Here is a 25,741-nt window from a genome sequence, read left to right as displayed (position 1 = left end):
AGCTCAGGCGGCGGGTGCGGCGCCGAACAGCCGTCGCCAGCCGCGGCGCGGCGGCGCGGCCGCGGCCCGGTCCTGGGTCTGCGTCTGGTCGCCGCCGGGCCAGCCCAGGCCGCCGCCCTCGCGGGCGGGGGGCCCGGGCCAGCCGACCTCGCCTTCCTCGCCCGCGGCCCGCACGTCGCCGCGGTGGGCGCCGTCGCCATCCCCCGCGCGGCCGGCGAGCGCCGCCACGACCAGCGGATGCGACGACTCCCCGTCGGCGGCCGAGTGCCTACCCACGTCGCGCCTCCCGGCGGATGCGCGCCCTGCTCGTCAGTTCCATGGGGGCATGGAAGCACGCGGCTCCGACGTCGGTCACCGTCCCGGCACCCGATCCCGCCCGCACGGGGTACGGCCGCGGGGTCACTCCACGCCGGCGTAGCTGTGCAGCCCGCTGGAGACCAGGTTGACGAACGTCAGGTTGAAGATCATCACCGCCATGCCGACGACGTTCACCCACGCCGCGGGGCGGCCCCGCCAGCCCGCCGTCGTCCGCGCGTGCAGGTAGGCCGCGTAGACGACCCACGCCACGAACGACCAGGTCTCCTTGGGGTCCCAGCCCCAGAAGCGCCCCCACGCCGCCTCGGCCCAGATGGCGCCGGCGATGACCGCGAACGTCCAGATCGGGAAGCCGAGCACCGCCGTGCGGTGTGCGACCCGGTCCAGCGCCGCGGCCGAGGGAAGGCGCGCCACGATGCCCGAGCCCTCGTCGGCGCCGGGGCGGGACCGCACGAGGTACAGGACGCTGGCGATGCCGCTGACCATGAAGATGCCGAATCCGAGGATGGCCGTGGAGACGTGGATGGCCAGCCACGACGAGCGGAGCGCCGCCACGACGGGGCCGGCCTCGGTGTAGAGGCCCAGGCCGATGGCGACCAGCGCCAGGACCGCCGGGCCGAGGACGAAGACGCCGATGTGCCGCAGGTTCGGCGAGCGGACCGCGAGGACCACGTAGGCGACCACCGCGACGAGGACGACCGCCGTGGCGAACTCGTACATGTTGCCCCAGGGCAGCCGATCGGTGGCCATCCCCCGGGTCACCAGGACACCGGTGTGCGTCAGCGCACCCAGCACCGTCAGCCCGACCGCGGCGATCCCCCAGCGGTTGCCCCGGACGGCGTCCGGTGCCGGGATCTCCTCGACGACGGAGGCACCGCCGGCGCCGACCAGCTCTCGGGCCCGGGTGGTCCGCCGGCCGAAGGCCAGCTGCGCGCAGAAGGCGAGCAGCGCGACCGAGTAGAGCGCGACGCTCACGGAGAAGAGGCTGTCCGACAGCTCGGCCAGCGAGGAGTCAGTCACGCGGGGGGACCTCCGGTTCGGATGCGGTGCGGGCGGGAGCGGCGGTGGCCAGCGCACCCCGCAGGTCGTCGAACAGTGCGGTGGACCGCGTGCCGCTCTCGCCACCGCCCCGCGTCAGCGAGGCCAGCGTGAGCACGGTACCGCCGCCCTCACCGCCGGGCCGTGCCCGGGCGAAGACCCGCTCCCGGCGGAGCAGCAGCATCCCGAGCAGCCCGGCGAGGAGCGCGATCGCCGCGGCCAGCACCCACAGCTGGCCGGGGTCGTGCGAGTACTGCAGCGCCGCGAACTCCTTGACCCCGCTGAAGGTGATCCGGGTGCCGTCGGGCAGCTCCAGCGACTCCCCCACCGAGAGGTTGGCGGAGCCGACCTCGCTGAGCCGGCCGCGCTCGATCTGGCTGGCGTCGAGGGAGTAGACCGACTGCGGCAGGCCGGAGTCCAGGCCGAGGTAGCCCTGGTACGCCACGACCGCGACCTGCGGGGCCAGCGGCCGGGGGTCGACCGAGGTGAGCACCCCGCCCTGCAGCAGCCCGGTGGGTGCGAAGAAGCCCTCGAGGGCCAGCTGTTCCTCCTGGCCGGGGAGGTCGGGCAGCTTGAGCGCCCCCTCGCTGGCCATCGTCTGCTGGTCGCTGGGCAGGAACGGGACGGTGAGGTCGGAGAACGCCGTCCCGTCGGGAAGGGTGACGGAGAACGTCGGGCTGAAGCCGTGCCCGGTCACGTAGACCCGGTCACCGTCGATCCGCAGCGGGTCGTTGACCCCGATCGTGGTCGGGCGCCCTTCCGCCGACGGGGCCCCGTAGCGGATGTCGGCGGTGAACGAGGCGGCGGTCAGGTTCTCCTCGTACTCGGCGGTGAACTGCTCCAGGTCCACGCACAGCGGGCTGAGGTCGCCGCTGTCCACGAGCGGCCCGGCGGAGTAGGTGTCGTACTGCTGGAACGAGTTGCAGAACCCCTGCCCCTCGGTCACCAGGATGCTGCCCTCGTAGCCCCACAGCTTGCCGCCGGCCAGGCCGAGCAGCAGAGCGAGCAGCGAGAGGTGGAACACCAGGTTCCCGGTCTCCTTGAGGTGCCCCTTCTCGGCGGACAGCTCGGGGCCGGTGCCGCTGGACCCGGCGGAGTGCGCGGTGCCGCTGGACCCGGCGGAGCCGCCGTCGCGGCGGACGACGCGGAACCGGCGCACGCGCAGCTCCTCCTCGACGGCGTCGACGGCGGCCGCCGGGGGCACCGGCACGCTCAGCTCGGCGGAGTCGGGCAGCCGGAGCAGGTTGCGCGGTGCCGGGGGCGGCGGGGTCCGCAGCGCGCGGGCGTGCTCCGCGGCTCGCGGCACCACGCAGCCGATCAGGGAGACGAACAGCAGCAGGTAGACCGCGGCGAACCACGGCGAGCTGAAGACGTCGAACAGGTACAGCCGGTCGAGCACCGGAGCCAGGTCGGGATGGTCGGCGAAGTACTGGTTGACGTTGTTCTGCGACAGCGAGCGCTGCGGGAGCAGCGACCCGGGCACCGCCGCCAGCGCCAGGAGGAAGAGCAGGATGATCGCCGTGCGCATCGCGGTCAGCCGCCGCCACCAGTGGAGCAGCAGACCGCCGAGCCGCCGTCCGGCCGACGGGGGTGGAGGCGGAGGCGGTGCGGCGACCGACTGCCGCGGAGCCGTGGTGGTCACAGCGCCTCCCCGCCGGCGCTCGTCGGTAGCGTTCCGGTCGTCGCTCTGCCCATGTGCGAGCTCGCAAGCTCGGTCACAGTGCCGAGTCCGCGAAACCGGTGGCGGCCAGCCAGGAGCGCAGCCAGCCCATCATCTCGGTCCACGCGCCGGTGACCAGCAGCAGTCCGACGAGCACGAGCACCGCACCGCCGAACCGGGTGACCGCGCGCGCGTGCCGGCGGAGGAAGGTCGTGGCGCCCACGGCCCAGCGGGCGCCCAGCGCCACCAGCACGAACGGCACCCCGAGCCCCAGGCAGTAGGCCAGCCCCAGCAACGCTCCGCGGCCCGCGGTGGCCTCGGCGAACGCCAGGTTCTGCACGGCGGCGAGGGTCGGCCCGAGGCACGGCGTCCAGCCGAGGCCGAAGACCATCCCGAGGAGCGGCGCCCCGGTCAGCCCCATCGCAGGCCGCACGGTGAGGCGTTTGGTCCGCTGCAGCATCGGCAACCAGCCCAGGAACGCCAGGCCGACGAGGACGGTGACCACGCCCATGACCCGGGTGATGACCTCGTTGTGCACCAGGAGCAGCCGGCCCAGCCCGCCGAACGCGGTGCTGATGGTCACGAAGACGACGGTGAACCCCAGGACGAACAGCAGCGCCCCGAGGACCATGCGGCGCCGGGGAGCCCGCTCGTCGGTCGCCGTCAGCACCGCCGTGGCGGTACCCCGTCCGTCGCGGGCCGGCGCGGGCGCAGGTGCCGCCGTCCGCGTGCCGCTGCCGACCAGCCCGGTGACGTAGGACAGGTAGCCGGGCACCAGCGGCAGCACGCAGGGCGACGCGAAGCTGATCAGCCCGACCAGGGCCGCCACCGCGGCCGCGACGAGCAGCGGCCCGTCGGTGACCAGGCCGGCGAAGGTCTCCCCCACCGTCAGACCTCCTCCGCCAGCAGCCGGTCCAGCACCGCGCGCAGGTCCTCCTGCGTCACCGCCCCGGTGTACACCGCGGCCACCCGGCCCTGCCGGTCCAGCACGATGGTGGAGGGGATGGCGTTGGCCGGATAGTCGCGGAAGGCCAGCGCCACCTCACCGCGGGGGTCGTAGACGGAAGGGAACTCGACGCCGAAGCGCTCGACGAAGGCGAGTGCGAACTGCTCGCTGGTCTCCTTCACGTTCAGCCCCACGAACTCCACGCCCTCGTCCCGCACCTCGGCGTAGACCTCCTGGAACTCCGGCGTCTCGACCCGGCACGGCGCGCACCAGGAACCCCAGAAGTTCAGGACGGCGACGTCACCGGCCAGCTCCTCGGACGAGAACTCCCCGCCGCCCAGCAGCGTGCCGGAGAACTCGGGCGCCACCGCACGCTCGCCTTCCGGGATCACCTCACCGACGGGGGTGGCCGCGACGAAGCGGAACTCCCCGCCGTTGTTCGCCTGCACCTGGTCGGAGCCGGTGCTGCAGCCGGAGACCAGCGCGGCCCCCGCGAGCAGGGCCAGGACGGTCCGCCTCATGCGCCCGGCACCGCGTCCGGATCGGTGGCACCGGCCGGCTCGGCGTAGGTGACTCCCACGAACCGGTCGCTGTCGTAGGCGAGCGAGGTGACGCTGGCCAGCGAGCACTGCCGGCGCCGGGGATCGTGGGCGAACCGGCGCCCCTCCACGTGCAGCCGGGTCGTCCAGATGGGCAGCTGGTGGCTGACCAGCACGGCCTCGTGCCCCCGGGCGGCGTCGCGCGCGGCCTCCACCGCGGCGACCATGCGCGCGGCGATCTCGACGTAGGGCTCGCCCCAGGACGGCTGGAACGGGTTGCGCAGCCGCCACCAGTTCCGTGGGGCCCGGAAGACGCCGCCCCCGCCGCCCACGACCATGCCCTCGAAGGCGTTGCCGGCCTCGATGATCCGCTCGTCGGTGGCGACGTCGAGCCCGAACGCCTCGGCCAGCGGGCGGGCGGTCTGCTGCGCCCGCTCCAGCGGGCTGGAGACCAGGTGGACGACGTCCCGGCCGGCGAACCAGTCGGCGGCGCGCACCGCCATCTGCTCGCCGGCGTCGGACAGCCGGTACTCGGGCAGCCGCCCGTAGAGCACTCCCCGGGGGTTGTGCACCTCGCCGTGGCGCAGCAGGTGGACGACGGTCGTCCCGGTCATCCGTCCTCCTCGCTGTCCCCCGCAAGCGGGAGGTGCCCCCAGCTCGTCAGCCGCATTGCCGGCGGTGCTGTGCTCGTCGGTGAGCTCGCAGGCTCGCTCACGAGGACCGCTCGCTCTCGAGGGCACCCGTGCGGTGGCGCTCGACCTCGGCCGCGGCGCGGGCGGCCGCCGGCAGCGCCTCCAGCACCCGCTCGAGCGCCTCCCCGGCCAGCTGGGCGTTGACGAACCACGCCTCGAACGCCGACGGCGGCAGGTAGACGCCGCGGGCCAGCAGCGCGTGGAAGAAAGCCGTGTAGCGGGCGACGTCCTGGGTGCGGGCGTCGTCGTAGTCGCGCACCTGGCGTTCGTCGGGCACGAAGAAGACCGAGAACATGTTGCCGGCCTGCTGCACCCGGTGCGGCACCCCCTCGGCGAACAGCGCCGCGCTGGCGGCGCCGCGCAGGACCGCGGACACCTCGTCGCAGTGCGCGTAGACCTCGTCGGTGCAGTGCCGCAGCGTCGTCAGGCCCGCCGCCACGGCCACCGGGTTCCCCGACAGCGTGCCGGCCTGGTACACCGGGCCGCTGGGGGCCAGGTGGTCCATCAGGTCGGCCCGGCCGCCGAACGCGGCGGCGGGGAGCCCACCGCCCATGACCTTGCCGAAGGTGAACAGGTCGGCGTCGACCGGGTCCAGGCCGTACCAGCCCGACGGGGAGACGCGGAAGCCGGTCATGACCTCGTCGAGGACCAGCAGCGCGCCGTGCTCGGCGGTGATCCGGCGCAGGTGCGCGTTGAACCCGTCCAGCGGGGGGATGACGCCCATGTTGCCGGCGGCCGCCTCGCTGATGACGGCGGCGATCTGCGCGCCGCGCTCGGCGAAGACGGCCTCGACGGCGGCGACGTCGTTGTAGGGCAGCACGATCGTGTCGGCCGCGGCGCCGGTGGTGACGCCGGGTGTGTCCGGGAGCCCCAGGGTGGCGACGCCGGAGCCGGCCGACGCCAGCAGCGCGTCGACGTGGCCGTGGTAGTTGCCGGCGAACTTCACCAGCAGCGGGCGGCCGGTCGCGCCGCGGGCCAGCCGGACCGCCGAGAGCACTGCCTCGGTGCCGGAGTTGACCAGCCGGACCCGCTCCACCGGCGCGACCCGTCGCCGGATCTCCTCGCCCAGCTCCAGCTCGCCCTCCGTGGGTGCACCGAAGGACAGCCCGCGGCGCGCGGCGGCGCTGACCGCCTCGACGACCGCGGGGTGCGCATGACCCAGGATCATCGGACCCCACGAGCTCACCAGGTCGACGTAGCGCCGCCCGTCGGCGTCGGTGATCCAGGGGCCGGAGCTCTCGACCATGAACCGCGGGGTGCCACCGACGGCGCGGAACGCGCGCACGGGCGAGTTCACCCCGCCGGGGGTGATCTGCTGGCCGCGGGCGAAGAGGCCGGCCGAGGCCGGCGCCTCGTAGGGGTGGAGAGGGCTGTCCAGCGAGGTCACGGACCCAGTGTCCCCTCTGTCCCCGGAGACCGGCCGGAGGCATCGCACACACCCGCCAGGAGGGCGGCCCGCAGCGCCGCGGGATCGCGCGTGGGCACCAGGACCGTCCGGCCGTCGACGAATCGCAGCGGCAGACCCGTACGGCCGCGGGGCAGCGACCAGCCACCGCCGAGCACCGGCGCCCCGGCGTCCACACCGGCCTCGACCTCGCGCAGGCCGGCCGCGTCGACGTCGCGGAGCGGGACCTGCTCCCGCCCCACCGCGAGGCCGTCGGCGTCGACGCGCACCGTCCACACCCGCCGCGCGGAGAGGCAACCGATCCCGACGACGCCGAGGACGGCGACGATCACGATCGCCCAGAGCAGCGGCGGCACGTCGGGGCCCGGCAGCGCCAGGTCCCACACGAGGAAGATCCCGACGGCCCCGGCGACCATCCAGAACGGCCGCCAGGAGCCCCCCGGCTCGACGTACGGGTCCACCGTGTCCCTGACCGGCCCTAGCGAGTGACCAGGCGCGCGGCCTCGACCGCCCAGTAGGTGAGCACCTGGCCGGCCCCGGCCCGCCGGATGGCGACCAGCGTCTCGAGGATCGCCCGCTCGCGGTCCACCCAGCCGTTGGCGGCGGCCGCCTCGACCATCGCGTACTCGCCGCTCACCTGGTAGGCGCTCACCGGCACCTGCACCGCCTCGGCGACGCGGGTCACGATGTCCAGGTAGGGCAGCGCCGGCTTGACCATGACGGCGTCGGCGCCCTCGGCGAGGTCCTGCGCCACCTCGCGCAGCGCCTCGTCGGCGTTCGGCGGGTCCATCTGGTAGGTCGAGCGGTCGCCGAACTGCGGCGCCCCCTCGGCCGCCTCGCGGAACGGGCCGTAGAAGCCCGAGGCGTACTTGGCGGCGTAGGCCAGGATCGGCACTTCCGTGAAGGCGGCGCTGTCCAGCCCGGCGCGGATCGCCGCCACCTGGCCGTCCATCATCCCGCTGGGCGCGACCAGGTGGGCCCCGGCCTGGGCCTGGGCGATGGCCACGGCGGCGTACCGGTCCAGCGTCGGGTCGTTGTCGACCACGGATTCCCCGCCCTGCCCCCGGACCCCGCCCCTGGCCGGGGCGACCACGCCGCAGTGTCCGTGGTCGGTGTACTCGCACAGGCACAGATCGGCCATGAGCACCAGCTCGTCGCCGAGATCGGCGCGCAGCTGCTGCAGCGCCACGTTGACGATGCCGTCGGCGGCGTCGGCCTGGGAGCCCACGGGGTCCTTCTCGGCCGGGATGCCGAACAGCATCATCCCGCCGAGTCCCGCCTCGGCCGCCTCGTGCGCGGCCTTCCGCAGCGAGTCCAGGGTGTGCTGCACGACCCCGGGCATCGAGCTGATCGGCAACGGCTCGTCGATGCCCTGCTTGACGAAGACCGGCAGCACCAGGTCGGCCGGGGCCACCCGGGTCTGCGCGGTCAGCCGGCGCAGCGCCGGCGTCGACCGCAGCCGCCGCCCGCGCGCAAAGCCCGGGTCCACGCTCACTTCCCCTCGCCGTCCTCCGCCTCGCGCAGCGACAGGGCGTACTCGGCGAGCGCGTCGACCAGCGGTGCGACCGCCGCGGTCTCCGGTTGCACGTCCACCCGCAGGCCGAACTCCTGGGCGCTGGCCGCCGTGGCCGGGCCGATCACCGCGACGACGGTCTTGGCGTGCGGCTTGCCGGCGATGCCGACCAGGTTGCGCACCGTGCTGGAGGAGGTGAAGCAGACGGCGTCGAAACCACCGCCCTTGATCGCCTCGCGGACCGACGCGGCCGGCGGCGCGGCGCGCACGGTGCGGTAGGCGGTGACGTCGTCGATCTCCCAGCCCCGCTCGACCAGACCGGCGGCGAGCGTCTCGGTGGCGATGTCGGCCCGCGGCAGGAGCACCCGGTCGATCGGGTCGAAGACGTCGTCGTAGGGCGGGAAGTCGGCCAGCAGGCCCTGGCTGGACTGCTCACCGGCAGGCACCAGCTCCGGCTGGATGCCGAAGGCGCGCACCGCCTCGGCGGTCTGCTCGCCGACGCAGGCGACCTTCACCCCGGCGAACGCGCGGGCGTCCAGACCCAGCTCGACGAACTTCTCCCGCACCGCCTTCACCGCGTTGACCGAGGTGAACACGATCCAGCCGTAGCGGCCGGTGACCAGGCCCTTGACGGCGCGGTCCATCTGGGCCGGGCTGCGCGGGGGCTCCACGGCGATCGTCGGCACCTCGACCGGCACGGCGCCGTAGGCCCGCAGCCGGTCGCTCATCTCGCCGGCCTGGTCCTTGGTCCGCGGCACCAGCACCCGCCAGCCGAACAGCGGGCGGCTCTCCCACCACGACGTGCGGGCGCGCTTGTCCACGGCGGCCCCCACGGTGGCCACCACCGCGCCGCTGAGCGGGTCGAGGCCGGCGGTCTTCTCCGCCACGGCCGCCAGCTTGGTGACGATGCTCTTCTGGCCGGTGCCGGAGCCACCGGTGGTGACCACGACGGGGGTGCTGCCGGAGAGGCCGCCCTCGACCAGCCGCACCGCGGCGTCGGGCAGCTCGTCGGCCGTGCCCTGCAGGACCAGCGTGCCGCCGATGCCGGCAGCGACGCCCGCCAACGCGGCGACGTCGACGCCGCTGCGCAGGTCGGCGGTGACCGCGGCGCTCCCCATGGCGACGCCCGCGAAGGCGGGGACCGCGGTGGCGGTGGCGACACCGGGAACGACGTCGAAGGGCACCGAGGTGCGGCCCACGGCCAGCACCTCCTTGACCACGGCGTCGGAGGTGTAGGGGTCACCGGTCACGAGGCGCACCACGACCGAGCCGTTCTTGGCGGCGGCGACGGCTCCCTTGGCGACGTCGGCCGGCTCCCCGGAGACCGGCGTGAGCTCGACCCCGGGCTTGGCCTCGCGCACGGCGTCCTGGAGGGCAGCGGCCACGTCGGGGTCGACGAGGATCACCGCCGCCTCGGCGAGCGCCGCGGTCGCCCGGGCGGTGAGCATGCCCGGGTCACCGGGTCCGGCGCCCACGAACACGACCCGGCCCGACTGGCCTGCGGTCTTGCGGAAGCGCGTCATCGCGTGCTCCTGATCCTGGCCCGACTCCGTCGGGCTTCTGGTATGGCCCGGATCGTCCGGGCGTCTGCGGGGGTCTGGGAAGGGGCGGCGCTCATCGACCCACGGCCATGAGGGACGCCGCGCCACGGTCGAGCAGGTCGGCGGCCAGGGTGCGGCCGAGCGCCGCGGCGTCGGCCGGCGCACCGGTGAGCGAGCCGCGGACGGCGTCGCTGCCGTCGAGAGCCGTCACCGAGGCCCGGAGGAACAGCTCCGGGCCGGTCTCGCCCTCGGCGATCTCGGCGTAGGCGGCGACCGGTGCGCTGCAGCCGGCCTCGAGCGTGGCCAGCGTGGCGCGCTCGGCCACCACGCAGGCGCGGACCGCGGTGTCCTCGAGCCGGCCCAGCAGCTCGCGGGTGCGGGCATCGCTGCTCCGGCACTCCACGGCCAGCGCGCCCTGCGCGGGCGCGGGCAGCACCTGGAGCGGGTCGAGGGTCTCGGTGATCAGGTGCGCCCGGTCGATGCGGCTGAGACCGGCGCGCGCCAGGACCACGGCGTCCAGGTCGCCCGGCCCGCCGGCCGAGCCGGCCACCCGGCCGAGCCGGGTGTCGACGTTGCCCCGGATCGGCACGATCTCCAGGCCGAGCCCGAGGGCGCGCAGCTGGGCGACGCGGCGGGGGGCGCCGGTGCCGATCCGCGACCCCGGCGGCAGCTCGCCGAGCGTGAGCCCGTCCCGGGCCACGAGGGCGTCGCGCGGGTCCTCGCGCGCCGGCACCGCCGCCAGGCTGAGCCCCGGCTCCGGCGCGGTCGGCAGATCCTTGTAGCTGTGCACGGCGAGGTCGACCTCACCGTCGAGGAGGGCCCGGCGGATGGCCGCCACGAAGACGCCGGTGCTGCCTAGCTGGGCGATCGAGGCGGACGAGCGGTCACCCTCGGTGCTGATCAGCACGAGCTCGACCGGCACCCCGGTCGCCGCGGTGACCGCGTCGGCGACGGCCTGGGACTGGGTACGGGCGAGCACGCTGGCGCGGGTGCCCAGCCGCAGCGGGGCGGAGCTGCCCGCGGTGGCGGCGGTGGTGGTCTGCACGTCGGTGGCGGTCATGCCGTACCTCCCGGCCGGTCGGGGTCGACGGTGACGGCGTCGGCCAGCCGGCCGGCCCCCGGGGTGACGTCGGCGTCGATGCCCAGGCCGAACAGCGCCCGCAGCGCTCCGGCGTAGTCGGTGCCGCCCGGGGTGGCGGCCAGTTCCTTCACCCGCACCGTCGGCTCGTGCAGCAGCTTGTCGACGACCCGGCGCACGGTGCGGGCGATCTCCGCGCGCGCCCGGGCGTCGAGGTCGGGAAGCCGGCCGGCCAGGCGCAGCAGTTCGGCGTCGACGACCTCGGCGGCCTGGCTGCGCAGCGCGGAGACGGTCGGCGCCACCTCGGCCGCCCGCCGCTCGGCGCGCAGCAGCGCCGTCTCGGCCTCGATCATGGCGCGCGCGGCGGCGATGTCGTCGGCGGCGACCGGGCTCGCCGGGGCGCCGCCGTCCCCGCGCTCGCCGTGCAGGAGGTCCGTGTTCCTCTCGCCCTGCAGCAGGGCCAAGTCGACCACGTGCACGCCCGGCAGCGCAGCGACCCCCGGGTCGACGTCCCGGGGCAGCGCCAGGTCGATGACCACGAGCGGCCGGTGGACGCGACCGGCCATGGCTGCGGCGACCGTGTCGGTGCCGATCACCAGGCCAGAGGCGCCGGTGCAGGTGAGCAGGATGTCGGCGGCGGCGAGCTCAGCTCCCGTGCGGTCCATGGGTGCGGGGCGACCCCCGACCGCCTCGGCGAGCCGCTCCGCCGACGCCTCGGTGCGGCTGCTCACGACCACGTCGGCGCCGCGGCGGGCCAGCGTGGTGGCGGCCAGCGCCCCCATGGAGCCGGCCCCGATCACCAGCACCGGGCGACCGGCGAGGGCGCCGATCCGCGACTCGGCGCGGTCGAGGGCGACCGAGACGAGCGAGGCCCCGGCCCGGTCGATGCCCGTCTCGGAGTGGACCCGCTTCCCCACCCGCAGCGCCCGCTGGGCGACCGGGTGGAGGGTGCGCCCGACCGTGCCCTCGTCGCGGGCGAGCGCGTAGGCCGCACGCAGCTGGCCCAGCACCTGCGTCTCGCCGACGACCATCGAGTCCAGCCCGGCGGCCACCGTGAACAGGTGCGCGACGGCCTGGTCCTCGTAGTGCACCGTGACGTACGGGGACAGCTCCTCGACCGTGGCGCCGGCCTGCCGGGCGAGCACCCGGCTGACGTCGGTGACACCGCCGTGGAAGCGCTCGACCTCGGCGAAGACCTCGACCCGGTTGCAGGTCGCGAGCACGAGCGCCTCGGTGACGTGGTCGCTCTCGAGCAGCTCGTGCAGCGCCTTGACCCGGTCGTCGGCGTCCATGGCGAACTGCTCGAGCAGCGCCACGGGGGCGGTCTGGTGGCTCACGCCCACCGCGAGGAGACTCATGCCGGCACTTCCCCGGCGGGCACGGCTCGCTGCTGGCCGAGGAAGGCCAGCACCTGCAGCTCGACGGAGAGGTCGACCTGCCGGACGTCGACCCCCGCCGGCGCGGTCAGCGTCATCGGCGCGAAGTTGAGGATGCTGCGCACCCCGGCCGCGGTCAGCCGGTCGCAGATCTGCTGCGCGACCTCCGCCGGGGTCGCGATGACCCCGATGGAGACCCCCGTGCCGGTCACGGTCGCCTCCAGCTCGGTCATGGGTTGCACGGGAAGGCCACCGATGCGCTGGCCGACGCGGTCGGGGGCGGCGTCGAACAGTCCGGTGAACCGGAAGCCCCGGCTGCCGAAGCCCGCGTAGTCGGCGAGCGCGGTGCCGAGGTTGCCGAGGCCGACCAGCACGCAGGCGCGGGACTGCTCGGCGCCGAGCACCCGGGCGATCCGCTCGCGCAGCGCACGCACGTCGTAGCCCACCCCACGCACCCCGCAGGAGCCGAGGTGGGACAGGTCCTTGCGCAGCCCGGCGGGGTTCACGCCGGCGGCCGAGGCGAGCTCGCCGGAGGAGACGGTCGTCCGGCCGCCGTCGGCGAAGCCGGCGAGCACCCGCAGGTACACGGCCAGACGAGCGACGGTGGCTTCCGGGATGGTCCGGAGCCGCGGCTGGATCACGGGGCTCTCCACAGCGGTCGCGCCCAGGACCCGGCGGGCGCCGGGGCGGACCTGCGACATCGGAACGCGAGCAGGGACGCTCGCCCCCGCCACGGTAGCCGCTTGTGAACGCAGGAACAAAGTCGCCGGGAGGGCATGGCGCCGCTGACCAGGCCGGATCCGGGCGGTTGTGGCAGAGACCACCGCAACCGCCCGCCCCCGGCCACCCGGCCGGGGGGCCCGGCCCCCCGGCCCCGTCCAGAGGCTCGCCGCGAGCTCGCGAGCGGTGAGGGGGGACGGGGTCCTTCTACAGGCCGAGGTCCCGGCGCAGGCGGGGGACGTCCAGGGTGAAGTAGGAGTGCTCGCGGCCGTCGAGGAGCAGCACCGGCACGCGGTCACCGTACTCGGCCTGCAGCTCCGGATCGGTGTCGACGTCGACGTCGTGGACGTCGAGGCCGGCCTGCGCGGCGATCGGGGCGAGCTGCTCGGCGGCGGTCAGGCACAGGTGGCAACCGTCGCGACCCAGCAGCTGCAGCCGCGGCTCAGCCATCCGCCGGCCCTCCGGCCGCGGCCGGGACCGCCGCGGCATCGGCACCGGTCAGCCCGAGCTCGCGCAGCCGGGACCGGCTGACCTTGCCGGTCAGCGAGTGCGGCAGCGAGGGCAGGAAGTGCACCGTCGACGGCACCTTGTACCGGGCCAGCGACTCCGCGGCGTGCTCCTGCAGCTCGTCGATCGTCAAGTGTGTGCCCGGCGTCAGGACGACGACGGCGCGCACCGCTGCGCCCGTGCGCGGGTCCGGGACGCCGATGACCGCGCTCTCCACGACGGCCGGGTGCTGGTCGAGCACCCGCTCCACCTCGGCCGGGTAGACGTTGAACCCGCTCACGAGGATCAGGTCGCTGCGCCGGTCGACCAGGTGCAGGTCGCCGTCGGCGTCCCGGTAGGCGAGGTCGCCGGTCCGCAGCCAGCCGTCGGCGCCGGGCCCGTCGGCACCGTCGGGCCAGTAGCCGGAGAACAGGTTGGGGCCGCGCACCCAGATCTCGCCAGGCCCCTCGTCGGCGTCACCGGGGTCCTCGTCGTGCCCCGCGACGGCGGGGCCGTCGCCGCCGGTGGCGGGTGGGCCGACGGAACCGGTCCCGATCGTGGCGGTGTCCCGCAGGGAGAGCTCGAGCCCCGGCACCGGCCCGCCGATGCACGCCGGCTTGGGCCGCCCGGTGGCCAGCGTGCTGGCCACCACCGGCGCCGCCTCGGTCAGCCCGTAGCCCTCCCACACCGTGACGGCGGCGCGCTCGCGCATCGCCGTCCACACCTCCTCGGGCAGCGGGGCGGCGCCGGCCGACGCGATCCGGACGGCGGCGAACCCCCGGCGCAGCTCGGCATCGGGGTGGGCGGGGTCTTCGAGGTTGATCGCGTCGGCGGCGGCGAGCCAGGCCTGGTACATCGGCGGCGCCCCGGGCACCGCGGTCACCTGCTCCTCGGCCATGACTGCCAGCGACCGCCGGGGATCGAAGCTCTCCTGCAGGACGGCGCAGGCGCCCGTGGCGGCGACCAGCCCGAACCCGGCGTTGAGGCCGTAGACGTGGAAGAGCGGCAGCACCAGCAGCACCCGGTCGTCGGCCCGGACCGGCGGCGGGGTCATGGCCAGGCACTGCTCGTGGTTGGCCCGCAGGGCACCGGAGGTGAGCATCGCCCCGCGCGGGCGGCCGGTGGTTCCGCTGGTGTAGCACAGGAAGGCCAGGGCCTCGGAGTCGTCGGCCACCGCGGCCGGCGGACCCTCTGCCTCCGGCGGTCCGGGGCAGACCGGCACCCCGGCGAGCTCGTCGCGGTCCGAGGTGGCCACCAGCAGCGCCGCGCCCGAGTCGGTGAGGACGTGCTCGAGCTCCGGGTCGGTGTAGGCGGTGTTCACCGGCACCACCACCAGCCCGGCCCGCAGCGCACCCAGCACGGCGCGCAGCCAGTCCACCCCGTTCGGCAGCTGGACGGCGATCCGCTCCCCCGGTGCCAGGCCGCGACCGGCGTAGCCGGCGGCCACGCGGTCGGCCGCCGCGTCCAGCTCCCCCCAGGTCAGCCGCCGGTCGCCGGCCACCACCGCCGGGGAGCCGGGGTCCCGCTCTGCGGCGGCACGGACCAGCGCGGCCAGCGAGGTGCCTGCCTCGGACACTTCATCTCCTGTCGTCGGAGCGGTCAGGACCGGCCTCCGGCGCGCGCTGTGGGACGCGCCCGGGCATGCTGCCATGGACGAGCTGGGGCGATGTTGTCACCATGGGGGCCGCGCCGCAGCCCGCGCGCCGTACCGGTGCGCGATCGAAACAGGACGGTCCAGGCACACAGCGGGCCGACGAGGAGGTCGAACGCCCGCATGCCGCACCCGTTGGACGCCGAGCGCTCCACCGGCGCGGCCGCCCGGCCCCGACCGGGTCCGCGCCCGACGCCGTTCCCCCGGCCCAGCTCGGAGGCGCTGCCCGTCCGCACGCCGGGCGCCACCCCCGAGCCGGTCCGGGCCGAGCGGGCTGACGAGCCCACCGAACTGCCGACCGAGGTCGTCGCCGAGCTGGCCGACGTCGACCCCGGGGCGGTGGCGGCCGGCGACGTCGACGTGTGGGAACTCGTCCGCCGGGCGCAGGGCGGTGACGCGGAGTCGTTCGGCCGCCTCTACGACCACTACGTGACGCTGGTGCACCGCTACGTCTACCACCGGGTGGGTGACCGGGCGACGGCCGAGGACGTGACCAGCGAGACCTTCGTGCGGGCGCTGCGGCGGATCGACTCGCTGTCCTTCCAGGGCCGCGACGTCGGGGCCTGGCTGGTGACGATCGCCCGCAACATCATCCGCGACCAGGTGAAGAGCAGCCGCTTCCGGCTCGAGGTGAGCACCGCGGACATGCGGGACGCCGACCGCGCCACCGACGGGCCCGAGGACGCGGTGCTCCAGCACCTCACCAACGAGCAGCTGCTGGCCTGCGTGCGGCAGTTGGGGAGCGAGCAGCAGGAGTGCATCGTGTTGCGCTTCATGCACGGGCTGTCGGTGTCCGAGACTGCCGAGATCATGGGGAAGAAGGAAGGCGCCATCAAGGCGCTCCAGCACCGGGCGGTCCGGCGGCTGGCGGGGCTGCTGCCCGAGGGGCTGCGATGAGCGCACCTCGGTGCGGGTGCGTAACCGACCGGGCGCCCACGTCGTTGCACAGGTCGCAGCGGGTGCCGGGCAGCGGCGCGCCGCGCGCTGACGCGACGACGGGAGGTGGCAGGTGATCCGACACGACGACGACCCCACACCCGCCGGTCCCACCGCCGTCCGCGACCCCGAGGTCGCGGTCGTCGCCCGTCTGCAGGCCCTCTCCACCCAGCTCGACGGCGAGCCGGACCCCGCCTACCGGGCACGCGCCCGCGCGCGCCTGGTGGCCATGGCGGCCGTCCGCACGCCGGAACCTGCCCGGCACCCCGTACGCGACCGCCTGCTCACCGCCCGGGCCGTCGACCGGCCGCCGTCGCGCTGGCGCGGCCGGATCACCGCCGGGCTGGCCGGCGCGGCCGTCGGGGTGACCGGCCTGGCCGCCCTGGTCGCCGTGGCCGCCGGGGCCGGGCCGGGCGATCCCCTCTACGGCCTCAAGCGCGGCACCGAGCAGACGCAGTTGGCGCTGGCCGGGGACAGCCGCGGTCAGACCCTGCTGGAGCTGGCCGGCACCCGGCTCGATGAGCTCGAGGCGCTCGGCGACGACGAGGACGCCGCACTGTTCCGGCAGACGCTGCAGACGATGGACGCCCAGACCGTCGAGGGAGCCGCGTTGCTGACCGGCGACGCGGTGCGCACCGGCGACACGGAGACCCTCGACGCGCTCGCCGGTTGGACCGCGGAGCAGTCCGCCGGCCTCGGCGCGCTCGGCGGCGAGGTCCCGGAGGCCGCCGCGCAGGACTACGCCGGCTCCGCGGCGCTGCTCGACGCGCTGACCGCACGAGCCGCCGGGCTGCGGACCGCCCTGGAGTGCGCCACCGGACCGGCGACCGTGGGCGGCGACCAACTCGGCCCGATACCGGGGCGCTGCCTGGCCGACGCCCCGCCGGTGGCCGGGGAGTCGCCGGCGCCCGCACCCGAGCCAGCCGTCCCCTCTACGACGACCGCCCCCGGCACCCCGCCGGCAGCCGGCCCGGGCACGCCGGCGCCGCCGCCGACCTCGACGAGAGGCCCGGTGGGCGTCCCGACGGTCCCCGGGCAGCCCAGTACGTCGACCGAGATGGCGCCGCCGCCCCCCGGCGGTGGCGTCCTCACCCCGCTGCCCGACCTGCCGCTGCCCGACCTGCCGCTGCTGGACGGGTCGAGCGCCGGGACGAGCCCACCGAGCGAGTCGCCCGTGGCCGATGTCCCGGAGCCCGCTCCGCTGGACGTCTGCCTGCCGCCGCTGGCCACCATCGGCGACTGCTGATCCGACCTGAGCGCGGCCCTGCGTCCGGCTAGGGTCGGGGACGTCTCCGGTGGCTCGTGCCGGCCACCGGAGTCGCCGGCATCGCCGACGGATCGAGACGATCGACTGCAGGGAGGTCGCTGTGCCCCGACTGTCGGTGCGCGGCCGCCGGGCCGCGGGCGGGGTTCCGCCCGACGAGAGCACCCGCGCGCACGTCGCCGGAGCCGCATCGGCCGCGGCCGCCGAGGTCGCGGCGCCGCCGGCGGTCCGGCCCGATCTCACCGCGGCAGCTTTCTTCGACGTGGACAACACGATGATGATGGGCGCCTCGCTCTTCTGGTTTGCCCGTGGCCTGGCAGCCCGCAAGTACCTCTCCAGCCGCGACATCGCCCGCTTCGCCTGGCAGCAGGCGAAGTTCCGCATCGCCGGCAACGAGAGCGCCGACGACATGCACACCATCCGGGAGAACGCGCTGGCGTTCGTCGCCGGCCGCGAAGTCGCGGAGATCGCGCAGGCCGGCGAGGAGATCTACGACGAGCTGATGGCCGACCGGATCTGGTCGGGCACCCGCAGCCTGGCCCAGAAACACCTGGACGCCGGTCAGCGGGTGTGGCTGGTGACCGCCACCCCGGTCGAGCTGGCGTCGATCATCGCCCACCGACTGGGGTTGACCGGAGCCCTCGGCACCGTCTCGGAGATCGTCGACGGCCGGTACACCGGCCGGCTCGTCGGCGAGCTCATGCACGGCCCGGCCAAGGCGGAGGCGGTGCTCGCCCTCGCCGAGCGCGAGGGTCTCGACCTCTCCCGCTGCACCGCCTACAGCGACTCGGCCAACGACCTGCCGATGCTCTCGCTCACCGGGACGGCGGTGGCGGTCAACCCCGACACCGAGCTGCGCGCCATCGCGCGGGCCCGCGGCTGGACGATCCGCGACTTCCGCACCGGCCGGAAGGCGGCGAAGGTCGGCGTCCCGACGGTCGCCGCCGCGGCGCTGTCCGGCGGGCTGGTCGGCGGCGCCGTCGCGCTGCGCCGCCGCAACAAGCTGCCGGTCTGAGCTAACCGGAGAGACGGGTGCGGAAGACGGCGTCGTGCGGGCCCACCGGCTCGTCCCGGGGATCGGCGACGAAGAAGGCGAGGAAGGCGCTCGCCGGCGAGGCCTGCTCGAGCAGATGCCGCCACGACCACAGGTTCGGGTGGTCCAGGTGGACCGCCGCGGCGGCAGGCGCCAGCAGCTCGACGGCGCGCTCGAACTCGGGCGCGCTCAGCCGGTAGGTCGACGTCCGTCCCCGGTACCCGCAGACGTGACCCAGCACCACGGCGGGCAGCCGACGGGTGTGCCCGACGTCGTTGACCTCGCCGAAGGTCAGCGTCCCTCCGTCCAGCCGGGCCACGCCGTACGCGGCGGGCACGACGTACCCGGTCGTCCGGGGGGTGAAGTCCGCGACGGCTGCCGCGAGCTCCTCGTCGGTGCGCCACTGCTCGGCCGGGCGGGTCACGGCTGCGTCACCGCCCGAAGACGCCGGTCCGGCGCAGCAGCAGCTGGTAGAGCGAGTGCTGGATCGTCTCCCGGACCTGGTCGGTGAGGTTGAAGACCAGCATCGGGTCCTCCGCCGCCGCCGGCCCGTAGGAGACCGTCTCGATCGGCGTACCGAACGCGATCAGCCACTTCGACGGCAGCGGGACCAGCCCCAGCGGACCCAGCAGCGGAAACGTCGGGGTGATCGGGAAGTACGGCAACCCGAGCAGGCGGGCCGCCGTCCTGACGTTGCCGATCATCGGGTAGATCTCCTCGGCACCGACGATGGCGCACGGGATGATGGGCACCCCGGTGCGCAGCGCGGCGGACACGAAGCCACCCCGGCCGAAGCGCTGCAGGGTGTAACGCTCGCGGAACGGCTTGCCGATGCCCTTGAACCCCTCCGGGAAGACGCCGACCAGCTCCCCCTCGGTGAGCAGCCGCTCGGCGTCCTCGTTGCAGGCCAGGGTCGCGCCCAGCTTGCGGGCCATCGCACCGACCACGGGGAGGTCGAACACCAGGTCGGCCCCGAGCAGCCGGAGACGCCGCGACGCGGGGTGCTCGTCGTGCAGCGCGACCGTGGTCATCAGCGCGTCGATCGGCACGGTGCCGGAGTGGTTGGCCACCACGAGGGCCCCGCTGTCGCCCGGCACGTTCTCCAGGCCGATCGTCTCCACGCGGAACCACTTCTGGAAGAGAGGACGCAGGGCGGGGAGCAGCAGGTGGTCGGTCAGGTCGGCGTCGAAGCCGAACTCGTCGGTCTCGTACGCGCCGGTCAATCGGCGTTCCACGAATTCCAGCCCGCCGGCGAGCTGCTCCTCCCATCCCGGTGCGGGCGCCGGGGAGACGAACGGCTCGTCGTCGTCCGGGCGGAGGGGAATCACACGCGCTTCAGGCATCACGCACCGCCCGGAGCCCGGGGACTGGGGGCGCCGGCCGGAACCGCTGCTCCACCGCCGCAGCAGTGTCGCCGACCCGGCCGAGCAGGGAGCGCAGCCCCCCGGCGACCGTGTGCACCGCTTCCGGCGCGACGACCGGGGCCACGGTGCGGGCGTAGTCGGCCAGCGCCGCCTCCGTGCTGTAGCGGGGGGTGTAGCCGAACTCGGTGCGCAGGACCGTGGTGTCCACGACCCGCCCGAAGTTCAGGAAGCGCATCTGCTCCGGCGAGTAGTCGACGAACCCGAACCGGCGGGAGAGCCGCCCGACCGAACCCAGCGTCGGTGACGGAAGTGGCACCTCGACCCGGCCCAGCCGGCGGATGGCCTGGGAGAGCAGGAGGGTCCCGTCCCCGCCCACGTTGACGGTCCCGGCGAACCCGCCGGTGGTGGCACGGCTGAGCACGGCGAGCGCGTCGTCCTCGTGGAGCAGCTGCACCCGGGCGTCGTAACCCAGCGCGGTGGGCACCAGCGGCATGCGCAGGAACCCGGTGAGCAGCGAGTCGATCCGGGGACCGATGAAATTGGTGAAGCGCAGCACGGCGACGTCCACATCAGGACGCCGACGGCCGAACGAGCGCACGTAGCCCTCGATGTCGACGCTGTCCTTCGCGAACCCACCGGAGGGGACCTGCCGCGCCTGCATCGCCTCGGTGAAGACGGCAGGGTCGCGGGAGGAGGCGCCGTAGACGGCGCTGGTGGACTTGAGCACGAACCGGCGCACGGACGGCGCCCGCTGGCAGGCGGCGAGCAGCTGCATGGTGCCGATGACGTTGAGTTCCTTCATCGGCACCCGACCGCCGGCCCCGGCGGGGGTGGAGCTGATGTTCATGTGGACGACGGTGTCCACCGACGCCGCGGCGATGACCTTGCCGATCAGCGGGTTGCGGATGTCGGCCCGCACGAACTCCGTGCGGCCGAGCCGGCGCAGCATCTCCGGCGACGGCGGAACGGTGTCCACCCCGATGACCCGCCCGATGCCCCGGTCTGCTGCGAGCTCGGCCGCCAGCGCACCACCCAGCCACCGGCTCACGCCGGTGACGAGGACGACCGCGGGCGGCACGAGCGTCAGCTCACTTCTTGTTGCGGCGCTGGACGCGCGTCTTCTTCAGCAGCTTGCGGTGCTTCTTCTTCGCCATCCGCTTGCGTCGCTTCTTGATGACCGAACCCACGTGTTGCTCCCGACGTCGTCACGAATGTCAGCTCGAGCGCGACAGCGGGGATCTCCCCGGGTGTCGCTCGGCGACCGAGCGTACCCGAGCCACCCCGCGGCGACGTTGCCGCTACGACACCGTCGCCCTCCGGGCGACACCGCGGGCCATGACACCGTCGCCCTCCGGGCGACACCGCGGCCAGGTGCCGCCTCCGCCAGGTGGAGCCGGCCGTCGGCCCCGTCCAGAGGCTCGCCCCGAGCCTGCGAGGGGTGAGGAGGACGGGGTCCTTTCTCAGGCGATATCGGTGTAGGCGTCGCGCAGGTAGTCCTGCACGGCACGCTCCGGCACGCGGAACGAGCGGCCGACGCGGACGGCGGCGAGCTCGCCGGCGTGCACGAGGCGGTACACGGTCATCTTCGACACGCGCATCATCGAGGCGACCTCGGCGACGGTCAGGAAGGTGACGGCGGCGCGGGGGGCCGGGACGGCCGGGCGGCCGATCGGCATGGCTGCGGGGTGCTGGGCCGGCACCGGGCGAGCCATGGCGGCGGCGTTCATCGGGCGACCCATCGGGCGGGGGATGGGCATCCCCGGACGGACGACGGTGGCGGCAGCGTGGCGCTGGGGCATGGTCATGTCTTCGTCTCCGGTACCTAGCGCGCGTCGTGGCGCCGGCTTCCCCACCGGCAACTGAACACGCACGCGCTGGTACTGAGAGTAAGGGGACGGGCGTGACTGAAGCGATGGGTGAAACAAACAGGCGGACCGGTCCGTCCTAGGCAGAACTACACCTATGCAACACGGTGCACATCCGTCCCGGCGCGTTTCGCGACCCGGTGCACGCCCGATGACGCTGTGTCGCGGACTTTCGGCCATCAATGCGCTAGCGTGTTCGCCCATTCACGGTCCGTGCGGTCGACGTGTCGACGTCAGGCTGTGTCCACGGGCCCGACTCCGCGCCTCGGTCCGCTCCTCGCTCGTCCCTCGCTGCGATGCTCCCTCGGCTGTCGTCAGGCTGCGTCGCCCCCGAGCTCGACCGAGCGGCTGTGCGCCGCCTCGATCGCCGCGATCAGCGCCGCCCGCACCCCGTGCCGCTCCAGCTCCCGGATGGCGGCGATCGTCGTCCCTCCCGGACTCGTCACCGCCTCGCGCAGCTGGACGGGGTGCTCGCCGGTGTCCCGCATCATGACCGCCGCGCCGAGCGCGGTCTGCACGATCAGGTCGGCGGCCAGCGCCCGGGGCAGGCCGAGCAGGATGCCGGCGTCGACCATCGCCTCCACGAGGTAGAAGAAGTAGGCCGGGCCGCTGCCGGACAGCGCCGTGACCGCGTCCTGCTGGGCCTCGGGCACGCGGCGGACCTGCCCGACCGCGGCCAGCAGCGCCTCCGCCTCGTCGAGGTGCTGCTCACCGGCGTGCGCCCCGGCCGAGAGCACGCTCATCCCCTCGTCCACCAGGGCCGGGGTGTTCGGCATGACCCGCACCACCGGCACGCCGGTCGGCAGGGCCGCCTCGATCCGCTTCGTCGGCACCCCGGCGGCGACGGAGACGACCAGGTGGCCGTCGTCCACGTGCCCGGCGACCAGCCCGAGGAGCGTGTCGATGTCCTGCGGTTTGACCGCGAAGAGCAGGACACGGGCCCGGGCGGCGGCGTCGGCCAGCTCCACCGCCGGGACGCCGTAGCGCTCGGTGAGCTGCGCCGCCCGCTCGGGGCTGCGCTCGACGACCAGGATGCCGTCGGCTCCCCCGCGCCGGATCAGGCCCGACAACAGCGCCTCGCCGATCTTCCCCCCGCCGATGATCGCCAGGCCGCGCCGCCCGGTGGCGGTCACGCCCGCTCCCCCGCGACGGGCACGAGCACGCGCACGGCATGGCCGGCGGCCAGCAGGTGGCGCTGGTCCTCGGTCGGTTCTCCCCAGGGCATGACGTACTCCCAGCTCTCGGTCGTGCGGCCGTTCCAGGCCGCACGCTCACCGGTGATGGCGATCAGTCGTGGATCCACGGTCGCGACGGCGGGTCGCCCCTCGCCGGCCATCAGGACGTTCAGGCACCGCACGAAAGCCAGCTCCGCAGCCGGACCCCGGGCAGCGACCAGCCGTACCCGCCGCCCGGCGGAGGCCCGGCAGCGTTCCTCGGCCCACGGCTCCCCCGCACCGACCACCACCCGCGCCCGCGGCAGCGCGCGGGCCAGCGGGTCGACGTCGCCGGGCGCGCCGGCCAGGGCCACCTCGACGGGCAGATCGCTGAGGACCCCGACCAGGGCGCCGTCCCCCCGCCCCACCGGCACCGTGACCTCGCACCGGGCGGCCAGCCCCGCGTCGGCCACCCGGCCGGCCAGCTCGGCGACATGCCGCCGGCCGGCCGGTCCGTGGACCTCCAGGCACACCTGCCACCCGGCGGCGGCGAGGTCGCCGGCGGCACGGACGGCGTCCTCCGCCCCCAGCGCGCGGCGCGCGAGCCGGCCGAGGAGGCGGCGGGAGCGCGGACCGACGGGCACGTCCGAAACCGTAGTGCTCCCGGGTGTGTGCGCTCCGGGGGCCGGGTAGCGCCGCTTCATGGCAGGAGAACTGGACGGGATGAGGGTGGCCGTGCTGGCCACCGACGGAGTGGAGCAGGTCGAGCTGGACCGGCCGTGGCAGGCCCTCGAGGAGGCCGGCGCCGAGCCGGAGCTGGTCTCGTTCAGCACGGGCACGATCACCGCCTACGACCACATCGACAAGGGGGATCGGCGCACGGTCGACACCGACCTGGGATCTGCCGACCCCGACGACTACGCGGCCCTCCTGCTGCCCGGCGGGGTCATCAACGGAGACTTCGTCCGCGCGGACGCCGACGCGGTGACCTTCGTCAAGGCGTTCTTCGACGCCGGCAAGCCGGTGGCCGCCATCTGCCACGCACCGTGGGTGCTCATCGAGGCCGGCGTGGTCCGCGGCCGGCGCATGACGTCGTGGCCGTCGCTGCAGACGGATCTGCGCAACGCCGGCGCCACGTGGGTCGACGAGGAGGTCGTGGTGGACGGGAACCTGATCACCAGCCGCAAGCCCGACGACCTGGACGCCTTCGGATCGACGGTCGTGGAGGAGTTCGCCGCCTCGCGCGACGAGGAGTCCGTGGACGCCTGACCCCGGTGGTCAGGACGTGGCGAGCAGCCCGGCGGCCGGCGCGATGGTCAGCAGGGTGCCGGCGAAGACGAGGACGGCGAGCAGTCGCGCCCCGGCCGGCTCGGCGCCCTGCCGCTGCCGCCAGAGGTTCACCCCGCCGACCAGGCCGGTGACCGCCAGCGGGGCGAGGAAGACCGCCAGGTGCGGCAGCATCTCCCACAGCACGGTGGCAGCGAAGTAGATGCCGACCCCGGCCACGAGCGCGATGACCAGCTCGCCGGCGAAGCGCAGCCAGGCCAGCGCGCTCTCCCGGGGAGTGGCATCGAGATCGCTGTCGCCGAGATCGTCGGCCCGGACCACCGGGATCGGGCCGGTGGAGGCGTGGCCGGTACGGGAGGTCGCGGTGCGCGCCTCCGGGCGGTCGGCCGTCCGGGCTGCCGCGCGGTCACCGGCGCGGCCGGCGGTGCGATCGGCCGTGCGCTGCGCTCCGGCGGCGTCGGCCGGGCGCCGCAGCGGCGGCACCGGCGCGGAGGGGTGCGGAACCCCCGGCTTGCGGTCCGGCCGCAGCCCCGGGATGGCGGCGGTGACCGGGTCCGGCGCCGGGCGCCGGGGGGCGCGTCGCTCGCGGACCGGCGCGGCGACGGCCGGCTCCTGATCGCTGCGGCGCCGGCTGAAGCCGGCGCGATCGGCGGCCGCGGCGTCGTCGACCCGCCGCTGACGGATGCCGGTGTCGTCGTCGGCCCGCCGCTGACGGATGCCGGTGTCGTCGTCGGGACGGCGGCGGCGGGCGGTGCGGGCAGCGGACTCGACGCCGGCCTCGCGCAGGATCTCGGCGAGGGATCGTCCTCCCGTGTCCGGGTTCCAGTCCGGCTCGGCCATCACGCCCCTCCCAACGAGTCCAGCCTGCGGAGGATGACTCCCTCGCGCAGCGCCCACGGGCACATCCGCACGCACGGTACGTCCAGCGCACGCAGAGTTGCGGCAGCCACCACGGCGCCCGCGGGAACCTGGTGCGCCCGGTCGGCCGAGACGCCCGGTAGTTCGGCCAGCGCCGAGGACCCGATGCGGGAGACGAAGCCCACCAGCTGGCCCAGCCCCGTGGCGCTCAGCTCGCGCGGCACGCGGAGTCCGGCGGACGACGGCGCGGCGCCGGCCAGCCGGGCGAGGGTGCGGAAGGTCTTGCTCGTGGCGGCGACCAGGTCGGGCGGTCCGGCGGCCGCGATCTTCTCCGCAGCCGGCGCCAGCAGGTCGCTCGCGTGCGCGGCCAGGTCGTCCAGCGCGGCGAGGTCGGGGCGCCCGCCCCCGGTCGCCGCCGGGAGGAACCGCCGCGTCATCCGGCCCGCGCCGAGCGGCAGGGAGAGCGCGACCTCGGGGTCCTCGTCGATGCCGGCGGCGAGCTCGAGGGAACCACCCCCGATGTCGAGCACGAGCAGTCGGCCCGCGCTCCAGCCGAACCAGCGACGCACGGCGAGGAAGGTCAGCCGGGCCTCGTCCTCCCCGCTGAGCACCTGGAGCTCGACCCCGGTCTTGTCCTGGACCCGCTCGAGCACCTCCAGGCCGTTGACCGCGTCCCGGATCGCCGAGGTGACCAGGGCCATGAACTCGTCGCAGCCCCGCTTCTCGGCTTGCTTGCGGGCGTCGTGCACCGCGTTCAGCAGGGCCTTCTCCCCCGCCTTGGACAGCATGTCGTCGGCTCCGACGTGCTCGGCCAGGCGCAGGACGGACCTGTCGTCGTGCATCGGGGTGGGGTGCGCGCCGCGGTGCGCTTCCACGACCAGCAGGTGCACCGTGTTCGAGCCGACGTCCAGCACCCCGAGTCGCATGCCGTCAGTCTGCCGGACGGCCGCCTGCAGGGTCCCACCGCGAGCTTGCGAGCGGAGGGGGAGCCGACGTCCAGCAGCCCCAGGTGAATGCGCC

Annotated in this window: 28 protein-coding genes; 4 read left to right on the top strand and 24 right to left on the bottom strand. The window is 75.0% G+C overall.

Going from position 1 to position 25,741, the window contains the following annotated elements:
• Positions 1-3: 3 nt before the first annotated feature.
• From QOZ86_RS04240 to QOZ86_RS04170, 15 genes are all read right to left on the bottom strand, one after another.
• On the bottom strand, positions 4-276 hold the full coding sequence (locus QOZ86_RS04240; protein ID WP_284490703.1) for a hypothetical protein: 273 nt from the start codon (positions 274-276) through the stop codon (positions 4-6).
• A 123-nt stretch (positions 277-399) separates the two neighbouring features.
• Positions 400-1,335, bottom strand: coding sequence for a c-type cytochrome biogenesis protein CcsB (gene ccsB / locus QOZ86_RS04235; protein ID WP_284490702.1), 936 nt, complete (start codon positions 1,333-1,335; stop codon positions 400-402).
• Positions 1,328-2,995: a cytochrome c biogenesis protein ResB gene (gene resB, locus QOZ86_RS04230; RefSeq protein WP_284490701.1), complete on the bottom strand. Its 1,668-nt coding sequence runs from the start codon at positions 2,993-2,995 to the stop codon at positions 1,328-1,330. Before resB ends, ccsB begins: the two co-directional genes overlap by 8 nt.
• 73 nt (positions 2,996-3,068) lie before the next feature.
• Complete coding sequence (locus QOZ86_RS04225; RefSeq protein ID WP_284490700.1) at positions 3,069-3,899, bottom strand: cytochrome c biogenesis CcdA family protein; 831 nt, start codon at positions 3,897-3,899, stop codon at positions 3,069-3,071.
• Between the two features lie 2 nt (positions 3,900-3,901).
• The gene (locus QOZ86_RS04220; protein WP_284490699.1) at positions 3,902-4,480 is read right to left on the bottom strand and encodes a TlpA family protein disulfide reductase; all 579 of its coding nucleotides are present in this window, start codon (positions 4,478-4,480) and stop codon (positions 3,902-3,904) included.
• The gene (locus QOZ86_RS04215) at positions 4,477-5,112 is read right to left on the bottom strand and encodes a histidine phosphatase family protein (RefSeq protein ID WP_284490698.1); all 636 of its coding nucleotides are present in this window, start codon (positions 5,110-5,112) and stop codon (positions 4,477-4,479) included. Before QOZ86_RS04215 ends, QOZ86_RS04220 begins: the two co-directional genes overlap by 4 nt.
• Before the next feature lie 97 nt (positions 5,113-5,209).
• Positions 5,210-6,577 carry a glutamate-1-semialdehyde 2,1-aminomutase gene (gene hemL, locus QOZ86_RS04210; protein ID WP_284490697.1) on the bottom strand — a complete coding sequence of 456 codons (1,368 nt, stop codon included), beginning with the start codon at positions 6,575-6,577 and terminating at the stop codon, positions 5,210-5,212.
• Complete coding sequence (locus tag QOZ86_RS04205; protein WP_284490696.1) at positions 6,574-7,056, bottom strand: hypothetical protein; 483 nt, start codon at positions 7,054-7,056, stop codon at positions 6,574-6,576. Before QOZ86_RS04205 ends, hemL begins: the two co-directional genes overlap by 4 nt.
• A 17-nt stretch (positions 7,057-7,073) precedes the next feature.
• A complete protein-coding gene (gene hemB / locus QOZ86_RS04200) occupies positions 7,074-8,090 on the bottom strand; it encodes a porphobilinogen synthase (protein WP_284490695.1) in 1,017 nt (338 codons plus the stop codon).
• Positions 8,087-9,631: a uroporphyrinogen-III synthase gene (locus QOZ86_RS04195; RefSeq protein ID WP_284490694.1), complete on the bottom strand. Its 1,545-nt coding sequence runs from the start codon at positions 9,629-9,631 to the stop codon at positions 8,087-8,089. The genes hemB and QOZ86_RS04195 overlap by 4 nt, the downstream gene beginning before the upstream one ends.
• 91 nt (positions 9,632-9,722) lie before the next feature.
• A complete protein-coding gene (hemC, locus tag QOZ86_RS04190) occupies positions 9,723-10,709 on the bottom strand; it encodes a hydroxymethylbilane synthase (protein ID WP_284490693.1) in 987 nt (328 codons plus the stop codon).
• Entirely contained in the window at positions 10,706-12,085 is a 1,380-nt protein-coding gene (locus QOZ86_RS04185; protein ID WP_284490692.1) for a glutamyl-tRNA reductase, read from the bottom strand. Before QOZ86_RS04185 ends, hemC begins: the two co-directional genes overlap by 4 nt.
• A complete protein-coding gene (locus QOZ86_RS04180) occupies positions 12,082-12,744 on the bottom strand; it encodes a redox-sensing transcriptional repressor Rex (RefSeq protein ID WP_284490691.1) in 663 nt (220 codons plus the stop codon). The genes QOZ86_RS04185 and QOZ86_RS04180 overlap by 4 nt, the downstream gene beginning before the upstream one ends.
• Before the next feature lie 286 nt (positions 12,745-13,030).
• Entirely contained in the window at positions 13,031-13,273 is a 243-nt protein-coding gene (locus QOZ86_RS04175) for a glutaredoxin family protein (protein ID WP_284490690.1), read from the bottom strand.
• Positions 13,266-14,885, bottom strand: coding sequence for an AMP-binding protein (locus tag QOZ86_RS04170; RefSeq protein WP_284490689.1), 1,620 nt, complete (start codon positions 14,883-14,885; stop codon positions 13,266-13,268). Before QOZ86_RS04170 ends, QOZ86_RS04175 begins: the two co-directional genes overlap by 8 nt.
• Before the next feature lie 198 nt (positions 14,886-15,083).
• Between QOZ86_RS04170 and QOZ86_RS04165 the strand changes: the two genes are divergently transcribed.
• The 3 genes from QOZ86_RS04165 (at position 15,084) to QOZ86_RS04155 (ending at position 18,175) form a co-directional block, all read left to right on the top strand.
• Positions 15,084-15,857, top strand: a complete 774-nt coding sequence (locus QOZ86_RS04165; RefSeq protein ID WP_284490688.1) for a sigma-70 family RNA polymerase sigma factor — start codon at positions 15,084-15,086, stop codon at positions 15,855-15,857.
• Positions 15,858-15,969: 112 nt separating this feature from the next.
• Positions 15,970-17,142 carry a DUF5667 domain-containing protein gene (locus QOZ86_RS04160; protein ID WP_284490687.1) on the top strand — a complete coding sequence of 391 codons (1,173 nt, stop codon included), beginning with the start codon at positions 15,970-15,972 and terminating at the stop codon, positions 17,140-17,142.
• 121 nt (positions 17,143-17,263) lie between these two features.
• The gene (locus QOZ86_RS04155; RefSeq protein ID WP_284490686.1) at positions 17,264-18,175 is read left to right on the top strand and encodes an HAD family hydrolase; all 912 of its coding nucleotides are present in this window, start codon (positions 17,264-17,266) and stop codon (positions 18,173-18,175) included.
• Between the two features lies 1 nt (position 18,176).
• Here QOZ86_RS04155 and QOZ86_RS04150 read toward each other — a convergent pair whose 3' ends face one another.
• The 7 genes from QOZ86_RS04150 to QOZ86_RS04120 all read right to left on the bottom strand — a co-directional run bounded on the left by QOZ86_RS04150 (position 18,177) and on the right by QOZ86_RS04120 (position 23,220).
• Entirely contained in the window at positions 18,177-18,617 is a 441-nt protein-coding gene (locus QOZ86_RS04150) for a hypothetical protein (protein ID WP_284490685.1), read from the bottom strand.
• A 7-nt stretch (positions 18,618-18,624) separates the two neighbouring features.
• Positions 18,625-19,536 (bottom strand): lysophospholipid acyltransferase family protein, encoded by a 912-nt coding sequence (locus tag QOZ86_RS04145; RefSeq protein ID WP_284490684.1) that lies wholly within the window; start codon positions 19,534-19,536, stop codon positions 18,625-18,627.
• On the bottom strand, positions 19,529-20,635 hold the full coding sequence (locus QOZ86_RS04140; protein ID WP_284490683.1) for an NAD-dependent epimerase/dehydratase family protein: 1,107 nt from the start codon (positions 20,633-20,635) through the stop codon (positions 19,529-19,531). Before QOZ86_RS04140 ends, QOZ86_RS04145 begins: the two co-directional genes overlap by 8 nt.
• 10 nt (positions 20,636-20,645) lie before the next feature.
• Positions 20,646-20,744, bottom strand: coding sequence for a 30S ribosomal protein bS22 (locus tag QOZ86_RS04135; RefSeq protein ID WP_012854759.1), 99 nt, complete (start codon positions 20,742-20,744; stop codon positions 20,646-20,648).
• 273 nt (positions 20,745-21,017) lie between these two features.
• Positions 21,018-21,362 carry a helix-turn-helix domain-containing protein gene (locus tag QOZ86_RS04130; RefSeq protein ID WP_284490682.1) on the bottom strand — a complete coding sequence of 115 codons (345 nt, stop codon included), beginning with the start codon at positions 21,360-21,362 and terminating at the stop codon, positions 21,018-21,020.
• A gap of 374 nt (positions 21,363-21,736) precedes the next feature.
• Positions 21,737-22,555, bottom strand: coding sequence for a pyrroline-5-carboxylate reductase (gene proC / locus QOZ86_RS04125; RefSeq protein WP_284490681.1), 819 nt, complete (start codon positions 22,553-22,555; stop codon positions 21,737-21,739).
• Entirely contained in the window at positions 22,552-23,220 is a 669-nt protein-coding gene (locus QOZ86_RS04120) for a hypothetical protein (RefSeq protein ID WP_284490680.1), read from the bottom strand. The genes proC and QOZ86_RS04120 overlap by 4 nt, the downstream gene beginning before the upstream one ends.
• A 58-nt stretch (positions 23,221-23,278) precedes the next feature.
• Between QOZ86_RS04120 and QOZ86_RS04115 the strand changes: the two genes are divergently transcribed.
• The gene (locus QOZ86_RS04115) at positions 23,279-23,845 is read left to right on the top strand and encodes a type 1 glutamine amidotransferase domain-containing protein (protein ID WP_284490679.1); all 567 of its coding nucleotides are present in this window, start codon (positions 23,279-23,281) and stop codon (positions 23,843-23,845) included.
• A 9-nt stretch (positions 23,846-23,854) separates the two neighbouring features.
• On the opposite strand, the gene QOZ86_RS04110 is transcribed toward QOZ86_RS04115, so the two are convergent.
• Both QOZ86_RS04110 and QOZ86_RS04105 read right to left on the bottom strand, forming a co-directional pair.
• The gene (locus QOZ86_RS04110) at positions 23,855-24,703 is read right to left on the bottom strand and encodes a hypothetical protein (protein WP_284490678.1); all 849 of its coding nucleotides are present in this window, start codon (positions 24,701-24,703) and stop codon (positions 23,855-23,857) included.
• A complete protein-coding gene (locus QOZ86_RS04105) occupies positions 24,703-25,647 on the bottom strand; it encodes a Ppx/GppA family phosphatase (RefSeq protein ID WP_284490677.1) in 945 nt (314 codons plus the stop codon). The genes QOZ86_RS04110 and QOZ86_RS04105 overlap by 1 nt, the downstream gene beginning before the upstream one ends.
• Positions 25,648-25,741: the final 94 nt, after the last annotated feature.

Origin of the sequence: Blastococcus capsensis, assembly GCF_030165005.1 — a bacterium.
Lineage (GTDB): Bacteria > Actinomycetota > Actinomycetes > Mycobacteriales > Geodermatophilaceae > Blastococcus > Blastococcus capsensis.
The sequence above is the reverse complement of the archived record's forward strand: the minus strand, read 5'-3'. Positions and strand labels throughout refer to the sequence as shown.

Coding starts and splice junctions, on each gene's coding strand:
- QOZ86_RS04145 (WP_284490684.1), bottom strand. CDS start 19,536: ATGCCTGAAGCGCGTGTGATTCCCCTCCGCCCGGACGACGACGAGCCG.
- QOZ86_RS04105 (WP_284490677.1), bottom strand. CDS start 25,647: ATGCGACTCGGGGTGCTGGACGTCGGCTCGAACACGGTGCACCTGCTG.
- QOZ86_RS04195 (WP_284490694.1), bottom strand. CDS start 9,631: ATGACGCGCTTCCGCAAGACCGCAGGCCAGTCGGGCCGGGTCGTGTTC.
- QOZ86_RS04185 (WP_284490692.1), bottom strand. CDS start 12,085: ATGAGTCTCCTCGCGGTGGGCGTGAGCCACCAGACCGCCCCCGTGGCG.
- QOZ86_RS04165 (WP_284490688.1), top strand. CDS start 15,084: ATGCCGCACCCGTTGGACGCCGAGCGCTCCACCGGCGCGGCCGCCCGG.
- QOZ86_RS04175 (WP_284490690.1), bottom strand. CDS start 13,273: ATGGCTGAGCCGCGGCTGCAGCTGCTGGGTCGCGACGGTTGCCACCTG.
- QOZ86_RS04110 (WP_284490678.1), bottom strand. CDS start 24,703: ATGGCCGAGCCGGACTGGAACCCGGACACGGGAGGACGATCCCTCGCC.
- hemC (WP_284490693.1), bottom strand. CDS start 10,709: ATGACCGCCACCGACGTGCAGACCACCACCGCCGCCACCGCGGGCAGC.
- QOZ86_RS04220 (WP_284490699.1), bottom strand. CDS start 4,480: ATGAGGCGGACCGTCCTGGCCCTGCTCGCGGGGGCCGCGCTGGTCTCC.
- QOZ86_RS04115 (WP_284490679.1), top strand. CDS start 23,279: ATGGCAGGAGAACTGGACGGGATGAGGGTGGCCGTGCTGGCCACCGAC.
- QOZ86_RS04130 (WP_284490682.1), bottom strand. CDS start 21,362: ATGACCATGCCCCAGCGCCACGCTGCCGCCACCGTCGTCCGTCCGGGG.
- QOZ86_RS04215 (WP_284490698.1), bottom strand. CDS start 5,112: ATGACCGGGACGACCGTCGTCCACCTGCTGCGCCACGGCGAGGTGCAC.